Here is a 13,596-nt window from a genome sequence, read left to right on the forward strand (position 1 = left end):
TACCGCATCACATTTTTGCATATTGGGCCTTTAGCCATTCCATACGATTCTTCAACCATTCCTTGACCGACTGCACCTCATTCTGATAGGCACCCCATATCTCAACATTGGGCGCAACATAATTATAGAAAGCATGCCACCTATTTTCATTTGCAGCTGCTGAATATTTCAGATACTGTTGCGTGGCATCAATTTCACGCATGATGTCGGGCATTCGCTCGTAGAAATAGTCAAAACGTTCCTTCACTCTCTTTACGAAAACAGGATCATCGAATAGTCTGTCAAACCAATCCGAATTCTTAACCCAAAAGCCTTCCGGACCACGCGCCCAATAATCTGTATTACCAAAGGCAAGATCAAAGTCCCACAATGGACCCATCTTCAGCTTTCCGCCTCGCTTCAAACTCATGAAGCAACTGGTAAACATCTGTGCGTCAGTATTATGAGCAATCTCGTTTATCAGATACCAATCTACGAAAGAATCCATATCCATATAGGCTTTCCATCCCTTATCTGGATCAGTAAAATTGTAACCATACAAGGCGACATCAACTTTATTGAGATAATCCTCAATATAATTAAAGTTTGCATCGCCGTACTGAGTCTCTGGTTCTTTAATATTGACAGGATTATCCAGACTATAGACATAGAAATATCGTGAATCACTCTCTTCCGGTGCACGAGTGTCAACTTCAAGGAGGAACCCATCATCCCCGACAGCCACTCTATGGTTGGAAATCTTTATCTTCTCGCACACTTCATAGGTGCCGTCATACCTGCCATTCAAGAACAATTCAACAAAATGAGAACTTGAGGTATATTCCAGATTACTAATCTTACCCATATAGAAAGCCACATGGTTGCGAATAGCAGATTTATCAGCGAAGTTTGCCAATAGGACCCATGACCTATCCTTGTGTTCACCTAAAAGCGATACCTTCTCGTTAAACTTCAGACGATATGGTTTCTTGGGCCAAGTAGACACTCCCCAAGTAGAATTTCCACGTCCCTTTATCTGTAAGTCAGCCTCCAGCACATCGCCAGCCCCACGGGTTTTAACATCCTCAGTCAACTTCATATGGGCATTGACATACGTTACCTTCGAATTGATGAAATTCCCTGTTTCCGTATCAATTCTCATGACAGGCAATCCTGTATATGAGTATACATAGACGGTATACTCCTTTGTTCCTTTAGAAGTCATAACCGTCAGAGGAATAGGCTGAGAGAAATCAACGGCTGTAGAACCACTTGTCACTTCCTGAGACCCAATCATCACCAAGGTTCCATCAAAGGTAAATCTCGGAATTAAAGTCTTTGAATCATCCAATTCTGGAAGCCAGCAGTTCACTATCCCTGTGGAAGAATAGACATCACAAACCACATCTTTACTCAGACCCGTATTGTCAGAACGCTTAAACTCCATCGTCAACAAGACGGGATCAGAAACCATACCACTTTTGACACGTTCAAGCTCCTCGAGCCTCTGCTTCAGCCTTTCTTGCTCTGCTTTTCTCTTTTTGAGTTCCTCCTGCTCCTTTGCTATTTGAGTCTGAAGTGCCTGATTATTCTGCTCTAGCGCATCTCTCTGCTGCTTATATTCCGAGGTATCCTCCGAACAAGCTGACAACACAAATAATGCGAATAATATGTATACAAATTTCTTCATTTTTTATGCACCTCGTTAAATTACAGTTTGCTTATTTCATCATTCAGCCATTCCATGCGTTTCTCTATCCATGACTTCATGGTTGTCACTTCCTTCTGATATTTTTTGCGAACGTCATCTGCAGATGATCCACTAAACACCTCCCACTTGTTGTTATTCTCCGGAATGGCATTCCTCAGATAACTAACGTCTGCATCAATCTCCTTGAGGATGTCATTCTTATGGTTATAGAAATAAGTAAAGCGCTCTTTGACCTTTGCTACGAATGCTGGATCCTGAAAAAGACGATTATACCATTTAACATTTTTGATGACGAAATCACTAGTGCTCGAGTCGCCATAACCAAACGATCTCTCCATTTTCCACAACGGTCCCATTCTGAGTTTGCCATCTCGTTTCATATTCATGTAGCATTCAGCACCGAAATCACCATCCAGGTTCTTTGCAATCTCATTAATCAGATACCAATCAACAAATGAGTCCATATCAAGATATCTCTGCCAGCCTTCTGTTGCATCCGTAAAATTGGATCCGAACAAAGCAGATTCTGCTGACCTCACATAATTAGATATAAACTGATAGTCCTCATCACCAGAGAATACCGTAGGACTGACAATCGTCACAGGCTGTTCGAGATTATCTGTCTTAAAATACGTCCTACCATTTGAAGCGTCAATCTTCACAATAAAGCCATTACTCTCAACTCCGGTACGATTGTTGGTGTAGTCAATGGATTCGCCTAACAAATATGTTCCAAAATAGCGCTCATTAAGCATAAGATCAGCAAAATGGAAATGGGGCGTAAAATGCAAGTTACTGATCTTGCCCAGATGAAATCCTGTCTGGGTATGAAGCATGGTGGCATCTTTGGCATTCGATAGCAACTCCCAAGTGGTATTCATAGGATCGTCAAGCACAGAATAGGCTGCATTAATTGTAAAGCGATAGTTATTTTTTCCCATCTGCGACGAACCGTCCAACTTTGAGCTAACCCATGACAAAGGACCTATCGCCTTTAATCTAGCATTCGCTTCGATTACATCACCAGCGCCACGCGTCCTGGCGTTCTCCACAATCTTCAACTTCGCCTCATAAACCAAATCACTAACAGAGATGTCTTCCCTATTGTTTGTCGTCAACCAAACCATAGGAAGACCTGTATAGGAATAGACATAGACGGTATAGTCTTTTGACAATAGGTCTGATGTCACTGTCAATTTCTGGGGTTTGCCAAAATCAATAGAGGTTACACCACTCTCTACAGCCTTTCCACCAATTGTCAAGCTCTTCCCCTGATAACTAAATTGCGGTATCAGAACCTTATTAGGCATAATGTTGGGCACCCAACACACAACGCTATCACCGGCAATCTCACACTTGACATCCTCAACAAGTTGATAAGGATTATCTGCATGTAAAAACTCAAAATATGCCAACGTCACCTTATTAATGTCCTGAAGCGCCTGATCAATCTGACCCTGAGTATTATCAATGTCATTTTGAGTCTTATCATTAGCATTCTGCAAGCTATCTTTAGTATGCGTTAATTTCCGACTCGCATCTTCCAGGCCTGCAATTTCCTTCTTAAGATCATCAATCTCAGAGCTACAAGCCAGCAGACTACATAATACTATTACAGAAAACAAAAACTTTTTCATTCTTTTCTATAAAATGTCTTGATATAAATACATAATTCGTTGCAAAAATAATACTTTTTTTGCAAATTGATGCACCTTTTACCGTTTTTTTGCATCTTTTCAGTCGTTTTTCCTATCAGCCAAACAACAAAATAAAAGGCGGCCTTTTATTAGGCCGCCTTAAAACGATATACTATTCCTATTACAGCAGATTCATCGTGTCAGTAGCAATCATCAACTCCTCGTCGGTAGGAATGACAACCACCTTAACCTTGGAGTCATCAGCAGAAATGACAGCCTCTTCGCCACGAACATTGTTCTTAACCTCATCAAACTTGATGCCGAGGAACTCCATATCCTTGCAAACAGCAGAACGCATGCCAATCTGGTTTTCACCAACACCAGCAGTGAAGACAACAACATCAAGGCCTCCCATAGCGGCAGCGTAAGCACCAATATACTTCTTGATACGATAGAAGTACATGTCCTGAGCCAGCTGAGCGCGCTCATTGCCCTCCTTGGCAGCATTCTCCACATCACGCATATCGCTGGAACCACCCGTAATACCGGCAACACCACTCTTCTTGTTAAGCAAGTTGGACATACCGTCAGCATCGAGACCAAGTTTCTTCTCAATGAAAGTAACAGCACCGCCATCGATATCACCAGCTCGAGTACCCATCACAAGCCCCTCCAAAGGAGTGAGGCCCATTGAGGTATCGATACACTTGCCATCAACAACTGCTGCGATAGAACCACCATTACCAACGTGGCAGGTTACCATCTTCGTACCCTCTGCAGGAATCCCGAGGAACTCACAAGCACGAGCGCTAACATAACGGTGAGATGTTCCGTGGAAGCCATAGCGGCGAATGCCGTATTTCTCGTAAAGTTCATAAGGAATAGCATACATGAAAGCCTTTGGAGGCATAGTCTGATGGAAGGCTGTATCGAATACACCTACCTGAGGAAGACCAGGCATCAACTCCTTCACTGCATTAACACCCTTGAGATTTGCAGGGTTGTGCAGAGGAGCCAGATCTGAACACTCCTCAAAAACCTTCAGCACCTCATCGGTAAGCACCACAGACTTATTGAACTTTTCACCACCATGTACCATACGATGGCCCACTGCATCAATCTCATCAAGGCTCTTGATGACACCTATTTCTGGATCAGTGAGCAGAGAGAAGATGAACTTCACGCCCTCCGTATGCTCGGGGATATCGTGCATAATCTGCTTTTTTTCGCCATTGGCCAACTTCACCTTTACAAAGGCTCCATCAAGCCCCACACGCTCAGCACCACCACTGGTCATCACGCTCTTGTCATCCATATTATACAGAGCGTACTTGATTGACGAAGAGCCACAATTTAATACTAATATTTTCATTGTTTTCCCTTTTTGCAATTTAACCTTTTATTTTTTTGCATCCATAGCCTGACAAGCTGTAATGGCAATCATATAATAGATATCATCCACAGAACAGCCACGAGAGAGGTCGTTTACTGGGCGAGCGATACCCTGCAGCACGGGACCAATAGCGATTGCATCACCCAGACGCTGTACCATCTTATAGCCGATGTTACCAACTTCGAGATTGGGGAATACAAGCACGTTTGCTTTACCAGCAATATCAGAACCAGGAGCCTTCTTGGCACCTACGCTGGGAACCAGAGCCGCATCAGCCTGCAGCTCACCGTCAATCTTCAGCGTTGGGTCAAGTTCCTTAGCCAGACGGGTAGCCTCAATCACCTTGTCACAAACCTCGTGCTTGGCAGAACCCTTCGCCGAGAAGCTCAGCATAGCCACACGGGGATCCTTGAAACCTGCCACAGCCTTAGCCATCTGGGCAGTGCAGACAGCTATCTGCGAGAGTTGATTAGCATCAGGCATCGGGGTAACGGCCACATCAGCCACTACGAGGACGCCATCTTCACCATACTGCTTCTGCTTCGAGATAAGCAACAGACCACCGCTGACACAGGTAATACCAGGCTGGCACTTGATAATCTGAAGAGCAGGACGCAAGGTATCTCCTGTAGTAGACAATGCACCAGAGATCTGGCCATCAGCGCCCTCAGTCTTAATGATCATACATCCAAGATACAGAGGGTTCTTGATAAGCTTACGAGCCTCTTCGATAGTCATACCCTTACTTTTGCGAATCTCTGCCAGCTTCTCAGCCAGTTCCTCGCTCTTTTCGTAGTTCTCCGGATCAATAAGGGTTGCCTTACCAATGTTTGTCAGACCCTTCTCCTTAGCCAAAGCCTCAACCTTGGCAGGATTACCAATCAGAATGATGTCAGCAATGTCATCAGCCAAGGCTTTGTCTGCTGCACAAAGAGTACGTTCTTCCTCTGCTTCTGGGAGCACAATGCGCTGCTTATTGCTCTTAGCACGCGCTACAATTTGACTTAATAAATCCATAGTTTGCTTTTATATTAAATGTTCTTAGATTGCCCTTTTGTAAAATTGAGATTGCAAAAGTACTAAAAAAAAACGAATACCATGCAGATTTCATTATATTTTTCAGAAATTTAAATGTAAACCTTTACGGTCACGCCAATTCCTTCGATAAGAAGCTCTCCAGTTCCTCGGCTGTCATCCGTAAACGGAACTTCCCTCCCATAGCAATAGAGATACCTCCTGTTTCCTCTGAAACTATAACTGAGATGGAATCACTCTCCTGAGAAACGCCTAAAGCTGCCCTATGGCGAAGACCAAGTTCTTTCGGAATATTCAGGTCATGACTGACGGGCAAGATACATCCTGCAGCCCTGATACGCCGTTTTGATATCACCATCGCACCATCGTGCAGCGGAGCATTCTTAAAAAAAATGTTTTCTATCAGCTGCTGGTTGACATTGGAGTCTATCAGAGAACCCGTCTGAACAATATCATCAAGACGGATATGGCGCTCTATGACAATCAAGGCTCCCACCTTGCCACGACTCATATTCTGTGTAGCCATAACCACAGGAATAATACAACCCATCATTTCCATTGTAGCCTCCCGTTCGTCCTTATCCTTTATGAAGAATTTCTTCAAGGCACGGACGCGCTGATGGGCACCTAGATTATAAAGGAACTTACGGATTTCATCCTGGAAAATCACAATCAGCACAATGAGACCTACCGAAGCCAGTCTATCCATAATTGAGCCTAACAAACGCATCTCTATTACCTGCGACACAAAAATCCAGACGACAAGAATCACCATGATGCCGATAAACACATTCAGCGAACGCGACTCACGCATAAGCCGATATATGTAATACAACATCGTAGCGACCAGGAAGATGTCAATGATATCCTTTATTCCAAAATCGAAAAACATGAGGTCTTTATTTTTGATTGATTTGACTCACTATCCTACAACATTCCACAGCCTCCTTCACATCATGGACACGAAGAATGGAAGCCCCTTTCATCAGGGAGATGGTGTTCAAGGCTGACGTACCGTTGAGTGCCTCAGCAGCCGTACAGCCGAACAATTTATATATCATAGATTTACGAGATACGCCTACGAGCAAGGGCAGTTCCATAATTGACAAATTCTCTAGTTCACCCATGATCTCATAATTCTGCTCCAATGTCTTCCCAAAGCCAAAGCCAGGATCAAGTATAATGTCCTTTACCCCAAAATCTCTCAACTGCTGCACCTGTGATGCAAAAGACAGCAGCATCTTCTTCAGCGTGGGTTGTTGGGACATTAATATATAAGGTACGCGAAGACGGGATACCATTCGATACATATCCTCACCACCTTCACTGATATCATTAATAATGTCAACGCCAAACTCTTCCACTGCCATCCGGGCCACATCTGGCCGGAACGTGTCAACAGAGATCAAGGCAGAGGGGCACTCACGACGGACAATGGCAAGTCCGAAACGCAAGCGTTCCATCTCCTCAGGCTCAGACACTTCCATAGCACCAGGACGAGTGGAATAGCCGCCAACGTCTATCATATTGCCGCCTTCCTCAATAATCTGATGGGTACGGGCAACAATCTCCTGTTCCGTCTGCATCCTACTTCCTGCATAGAAAGAGTCTGGCGTTACATTCAAGATACCCATCACCTGAGGTTGCGAAATATCCGTTAATCGTCCATGTAAATTCAGCGTATAATCCATATTCGCCCACAAAGATACAACATTTTTACGATTTACGATTTACGATTTACGTTTTTTTTGTATCTTTGCAGCAAAAATAGTGAAGATTATGGAAATAAAGGAACTCTATAGGCTGTATCAGCAACATCCCTGCATCACGACAGACAGTCGTGACTGTCCAGAAGGAAGCATTTTTCTTGCCTTAAAAGGTGAGTCGTTCGATGGTAACAAGTTTGCCAAGTCTGCCATTGAAAAAGGATGTGCCTTTGCCATTGTGGATGACCAATCTGCTATTCCTGCTGGGGATGACAGGTATATCATTGTCGAGAACTGCTTACAGACCTTCAAGGACTTGGCCCGTGAACATCGTCGTCAGTTCAATATTCCTGTTATTGGCATCACTGGTACCAATGGCAAAACTACTACCAAAGAGCTTATTGCTGCTGTATTATCACAAAAGTTCAATGTGCTCTACACTCAAGGCAACTTCAATAACGACGTAGGTGTTCCCAAAACATTGTTCCGACTGACAAGCGAGCATGAGATAGCTGTCATCGAGATGGGGGCCAGTCATCCTGGCGACATCAAGACACTGGCAGAAACGGCAGAGCCCACCTGTGGTCTGATTACCAATGTAGGCAGGGCCCATCTGCAGGGCTTTGGTTCTTTTGAAGGCGTTATCAAGACCAAATGCGAACTCTACGATTTCCTTCGTACACAGGAAGAAGGTCTCATTTTCATCAATGCAGACAACGAATACCTCATGGATCAGATTGGGGACGATGAAGAAATATGGATTACTCCCTACTCCACTGACCCTGACAACTGGTACAGCTGTATCTCTGGAGAGGTCATCGAATGCAACCCCTTCCTGAAGTTCCGTTGGCGAGAGCCACTGATGACCCTTGAAGAGGAAGGTCGCAGCACCAAGTGGCATAAGGTTCAGACACAGCTTATTGGAGCCTACAACATCGACAACCTTCTTGCTGCCATCGCCGTTGGTATCAACTTTGGCGTGGATCGAAAGAAAATCTGTGCAGCTTTAGAAGAATATGTCCCCACAAACAACCGCTCGCAGATGATTGTCACCCAAAAGAACCACCTCATTGTCGATGCCTACAATGCCAACCCCACCTCCATGCATGCCGCCCTCGACAATTTCAGCCTCATTCAGGCTGACCACAAGATGGCAATCCTTGGACAAATGGGAGAATTAGGCGAGGAGAGCGACAAGGAGCATCGTTTATTAGTCGAACGCTTGGAGTCATCCGGCTATGACGAGATATGGCTCGTGGGCGATAACTTCAGCGACATTCCTTGTCCCTTCCGCAAGTTCCACGACGTCGAGGAAGTGAAGACCGCCATTGCCAACAACTGTCCTGAGGGCTACTATATCCTCATCAAGGGCAGCAACAGCAACAAACTCTTCCAATTGCCAGAACTGCTTTAACTATTAGGAATTGAGAAGCAAGAGATTTCCATTGGAGTTTTGTCTGCTAATAAGTCTCCTTTGCATAGGATGCAGTCAACAGAAGCAGAGAGAGTTACCCGAGGGTAACGCTGTCTATTTCTGGCGTACTGACCTCAGACTCGATTCCACCGAAAAGGCGTTCTTACAACAATACCATATTAATAAGGTGTATTGCCGCTATTTCGATGTCGTGATGAACGATGATGGTACTGAGCCCAAGCCCAACGCCACCATCTCGTTCTCAGAAACGCTGCCAGCAGACATTGAGATCATACCTACCGTCTATATCACAGAGGACTGTATGCACCAGAAACATGTTGGGCTGGCTGAGAAGATCGTGAAGCGCATCCAGCAGATGAATGAGACAAATGACATTTCCGAAGTTCGCGAGATACAGATTGATTACGACTATACCTCAAAAAGCCGTAGCACCTATTACGACTTTCTGAAGGAGGTCAGACAAGCCTGGGGGAAGACAGTCTCTACCACCATCCGCCTACATCAGCTATCGATGGCGACACCGCCTGCAGACTATGGCGTACTGATGATCTACAATACTGGTGACCCACGCAAGTGGGAGGACCGCAACCCCATCCTCGACTACAGGGATGTCTACCCTTACTTGGAGCACCTCGATAACTACCAACTGTCTCTTGCTGCCGCCTATCCTGTCTACCTGTGGGTCAGGAATATCCAAGGCGTCAGAGTGGAGCATACCGTCGAAGCGGCAGAGATACTCAAAGTGAAGAAGGCGATGGAGAAAGAGCGCCCTGACCTAAGCCGTGCCATCATCACCTATCATCTTGACAAAGACAATATTAACAGATATAAACCCCAAACCTATGAAGAGATTTATCATCATTAGCCTTCTGTCGGCTATCACCTTGCCTATCTTGGCCTGTGCATGGATTGACAACCACAACTATTATCTGTTCAGCATGTATGCCAAGGACGATTTCAGAGATCGTGTAGAAAGAATCTGCAACGACAACTGGAAAGCCTATCTCGGCTCTACGAATGAGTACTTCTGGTTTGATGCAGAAGAAGTGATCAAGGCTGCCCAGCAAAAAGGCGACGCCCTGATGGTCAGCTACGTGCAGAACCTGCAGAAGTACCTTGACTGCGTCGACATTGAACAACGGAAACAATACGAGTGGAACTACCCCACCAAGGAAGATCTTGCTGCCCAGAAGCGCAACCTCGAGGCAGTCAATGCCTATGCCTTCAGCAAGCTCAAGACAAAGCTCCGCTCACAGCATGCGCTGCTCTACATGCGCTGTAATATGATGCAGGGCCGTCACCATGCAAATATCACCTTCTGGGAGCAAACAGCCAGTCAGTACATCGAGACTGTCTATAAGGACATGATGAAGAATATCTATGCAGGAGCCCTCTATAAGACAGGGCGCGAGGCTGAGGCTGGCGAACTGTTTGCTGAGATGGGCGACTACACGAGTCTGATGACCCAGTTCTACAAGAAACGTTCCTATCTCGCCATCAGCCAGCATTACAAGCAGAACCCCAATTCGAAAGCATTGCCCTTCCTGCTTCAGGACTTTGTAAACAATGCCCAAGAGGCTGAAGACCTGAAGAACGGTACCTTCGGAGGCAAGCTCTTCATTCGAGACATCAACCAGCAGGAATCCTGGCAGATGCAGCAGTTCTGCGAGTTAGTGGTGCGCGAAGGCAAGACTGAGACGCCCATCATGTGGAAGAGCGCCAAGGCCTGGTTAGAGTATCTGTCTGGCAAGAAAAAAGATGCCCTCAAGGACATCAATGCAGCCATGAAGATGGAAGGAACAGAGCGCATGAAGGACAATGCCCGCATACTGAAGTTCTACATCTCCGCAGCCCAGGCCAAACACGATGACGATTTTGACAACTACGTCGCAGAAGAACTGAAATGGCTCAAGGCAAAACAAGAAGAAGGATTCGATTTATCCTATCACGCCATGGACCGTCTCTCACACCAGATCATCATCCCCCTCTATCAAGATAAGCCCGAGCAGCAGCTCGCCCTGATGCTCATCACTGGTAATGAAGAATATGCCAACCGTATCGACACCATGCGAGTAGATCGTCTGGAGAAGTTTCTTTTCTACACCAACACCCCTGCCAAGAGCTCCTTCGACAAATATCTAAAGGCCAATATCCATGTCAACGACTCAGACCTCATAGAACTCATCGGAACGAAGTATATGCGACTGGCTCAGTGGGACAAGGCCATCCAATGGCTGAAAGATATTCCCATCGACTACTACAACCAGAACCGCACCAAGCCATACCTTTACTATTCTGTAGTCCGCCAGTGGAATGTAGAGCCCTGGACAAAGCGCCAATGGGTGAAAGATAGCGAAATCTACGATCATGATGTCAAATGGTGGAAACACCGCAAACTCGACTTCTGTAAGGAGATGCAGATGATGGAAGGTTCTCTGAATGTCCTTAAAGGCAAGGCCCTCGAGCAGCGCTACTACAATCTCGCCACATACTATGCACAAGCCAATATCAAGGGCGACTGCTGGTGGCTGCTTTGCAACGCCAAGAGCGTCTACGACACCATTCGCGTCAATGAGGTCGACTTTGGAGCCAAAGCCGTAGAGTATCTCCAGAAAGCTGCCACAACCAGTGACACAGAACTGAAAATGAAGGCTCTCTTCGCCATGGGCTATCGTGAACTCTACACCGCTTCGCCCAATGCAGATGCCAAACTCTGGTTTGAGACGAGGTGGAGTTCAAATCCTGATGACGACGGCTATGTGACTATATACCATCGCCAGGCCCCCCAATTCCGCGCCTACCAAAGTCTCTTCAGCCTTGTCGAGAACAAGAGGGAGACGCCCCAGTATATCAGCAGATGCGACGATTTCCTGCAATTCCGCAAATACTATCGCACCCATAAGTAGGTCTTCGATACGCCAATGCTGCATGGGTCTGACAAAAACTCTCACTTTACTCGGAGTAAACCAGGACTTTACCCGGAGTAAAGTGAGGGTTTACTCCGGGTAAACCCGTAACTGCAGCAACTCGTTATAGGTCAGCAGGAAAGGAACGAAACAACCTATTTTCAAGGTTTTCGAAAAAAATATCCCTTTTTCTGCACGTATTTCAAATTTTTGCAGTACCTTTGCACCCGCAAAATCGGGATGTAGCGCAGTTGGTAGCGCACTACGTTCGGGACGTAGGGGTCGGGCGTTCGAGTCGCCTCATCCCGACTTTTGAGACTTTACAGCATGATAAAAGTGGTTGCCTGAGCAACCACTTTCTATTTTTAATCCACAAACATTCAAGCCACACCGTCAGGATTACGCTTCAGACTCTCGATCATCTCGTCAATCTTACGGAGTTCGCGAGGGATGTGGATGCTTTGCGGACAGTGGGGTTCGCACTGACCACACTGGATGCAATGATCTGGCTGTCGTTCACGAGGCACCACCCGCTCCAGCGAAATCAGATACTGTCGACGATGCTTGCGGTATTCCGAATCGCCCACACCCATTGGCAGAGAGCCCTCGTTCTTACACTTATTATAATGGACGAAGATGGCTGGGATATCAATACCATAGGGACAAGGCATGCAGTATTTACAATCGTTGCAAGGGATATTTTCCAAGCCCACAATCTTCTGGGCTATCTCATCGTCAAGATACCGCATCTCTTGTTCTGAAAGGGGCTTCAAAGGACAATAAGAAAGCAGGTTATCCCTCAAATGCTCCATATAGGTCATACCACTCAAAACAGTGAGTACGCCCTCAGGAGTACCTGCATATCGGAAGGCCCAAGAAGCCACACTTCGTTCCGGATCGTGACTCTTCAACTCTGTCATCAGATATTGAGGCAGATTGGCTAATCGTCCTCCCAGCAATGGCTCCATAATCACAGCAGGAATGCCCCGTTTCTGAAGCTCTGCATAGAGATAGCTGGCATCAACATTGTTTTTACTAATCTCGTTGGCGTAATCCCAATCGAGGTAATTCAATTCTATCTGGACAAAGTCCCAATGATACTTATCGTGCAAGGCTATCACCTCATCGAACACCGATTTTTTACCATGGAACGAAAAGCCGAGGTTGCGGATACGACCTGCCTCACGCTCTTTCAGCAGATAGTCCATCATGCCATTATCCACATAGCGGCCATTAAACTCCTCCATTGAACCACCAACTGCATGCAACAGATAGTAGTCGAGATAATCCACCTGAAGCTCTTTCAAAGAGTTATGGTACATCTCCTTGGCCTTATCAAAAGCCCAGTAGTCGCGGTTGAAATTCGAGAGTTTCGTGGCGATAAAGTATTCGCTACGCTTATGGCGGCTAAGGGCGATGCCTGTGCAGCGCTCCGACTGTCCCTGACAATATACTGGAGACGTATCAATATAGTTCAGGCCATGCTCCATGGCATAGTCTATCTGCTTGTTGATCATATCCTGATCAAACTCGCTGTCACTATCAGGCTTCATAGGCAAGCGCATCATACCATAACCCAGAATCGACACTTTCTCTTTTGTCTTGGGATTTTCGCGGTAAGTCATCTGACCTACGGGTGGCTCTACCTGATTCTTATATTCGTTGGCAGCCTGTTGTTCCGCCTTATTTCCTTTCTTGCAACCAGCCAACGTAGCGGCTGTAGCAACAGTTCCCGCTCCAAACAACTTCAGGAACGAACGTCGTGATATTTTTTTCTTTGCCATAAATTGTCTA

At 45.8% G+C, this 13,596-nt stretch carries 10 protein-coding genes and 1 tRNA gene; 4 read left to right on the forward strand and 7 right to left on the reverse strand.

Annotated features, from left to right (window positions below):
* Positions 1-7: 7 nt before the first annotated feature.
* From BMY16_RS13495 to folP, 6 genes are all read right to left on the reverse strand, one after another.
* The gene (locus BMY16_RS13495; RefSeq protein ID WP_091843443.1) at positions 8-1,669 is read right to left on the reverse strand and encodes a CotH kinase family protein; all 1,662 of its coding nucleotides are present in this window, start codon (positions 1,667-1,669) and stop codon (positions 8-10) included.
* 20 nt (positions 1,670-1,689) lie between these two features.
* Positions 1,690-3,195, reverse strand: a complete 1,506-nt coding sequence (locus tag BMY16_RS13500; RefSeq protein WP_170836113.1) for a CotH kinase family protein — start codon at positions 3,193-3,195, stop codon at positions 1,690-1,692.
* A 313-nt stretch (positions 3,196-3,508) separates the two neighbouring features.
* Positions 3,509-4,699: an acetate kinase gene (locus BMY16_RS13505; RefSeq protein ID WP_091843448.1), complete on the reverse strand. Its 1,191-nt coding sequence runs from the start codon at positions 4,697-4,699 to the stop codon at positions 3,509-3,511.
* A 27-nt stretch (positions 4,700-4,726) separates the two neighbouring features.
* Positions 4,727-5,737 (reverse strand): phosphate acetyltransferase, encoded by a 1,011-nt coding sequence (pta, locus tag BMY16_RS13510; protein WP_091843450.1) that lies wholly within the window; start codon positions 5,735-5,737, stop codon positions 4,727-4,729.
* A gap of 130 nt (positions 5,738-5,867) precedes the next feature.
* Positions 5,868-6,647 carry a diadenylate cyclase CdaA gene (gene cdaA, locus BMY16_RS13515; RefSeq protein WP_091843453.1) on the reverse strand — a complete coding sequence of 260 codons (780 nt, stop codon included), beginning with the start codon at positions 6,645-6,647 and terminating at the stop codon, positions 5,868-5,870.
* Positions 6,648-6,654: 7 nt separating this feature from the next.
* Positions 6,655-7,446 (reverse strand): dihydropteroate synthase, encoded by a 792-nt coding sequence (folP, locus tag BMY16_RS13520; protein WP_091843456.1) that lies wholly within the window; start codon positions 7,444-7,446, stop codon positions 6,655-6,657.
* 88 nt (positions 7,447-7,534) lie between these two features.
* Between folP and BMY16_RS13525 the strand changes: the two genes are divergently transcribed.
* From BMY16_RS13525 to BMY16_RS13540, 4 genes are all read left to right on the forward strand, one after another.
* Positions 7,535-8,875, forward strand: a complete 1,341-nt coding sequence (locus BMY16_RS13525) for a UDP-N-acetylmuramoyl-tripeptide--D-alanyl-D-alanine ligase (RefSeq protein ID WP_091843458.1) — start codon at positions 7,535-7,537, stop codon at positions 8,873-8,875.
* A 10-nt stretch (positions 8,876-8,885) separates the two neighbouring features.
* Entirely contained in the window at positions 8,886-9,761 is an 876-nt protein-coding gene (locus tag BMY16_RS13530; RefSeq protein ID WP_139207234.1) for a hypothetical protein, read from the forward strand.
* Positions 9,739-11,802, forward strand: coding sequence for a hypothetical protein (locus BMY16_RS13535; protein ID WP_091843462.1), 2,064 nt, complete (start codon positions 9,739-9,741; stop codon positions 11,800-11,802). The genes BMY16_RS13530 and BMY16_RS13535 overlap by 23 nt, the downstream gene beginning before the upstream one ends.
* Positions 11,803-12,038: 236 nt before the next feature.
* Positions 12,039-12,111: transfer RNA gene (locus BMY16_RS13540), tRNA-Pro, on the forward strand.
* 71 nt (positions 12,112-12,182) lie between these two features.
* Here BMY16_RS13540 and BMY16_RS13545 read toward each other — a convergent pair.
* On the reverse strand, positions 12,183-13,586 hold the full coding sequence (locus BMY16_RS13545) for an aldo/keto reductase (protein ID WP_091843464.1): 1,404 nt from the start codon (positions 13,584-13,586) through the stop codon (positions 12,183-12,185).
* Positions 13,587-13,596 lie beyond the last annotated feature (10 nt).

The sequence above is a fragment of the Prevotella sp. ne3005 genome (assembly GCF_900110085.1).
Lineage (GTDB): Bacteria > Bacteroidota > Bacteroidia > Bacteroidales > Bacteroidaceae > Prevotella.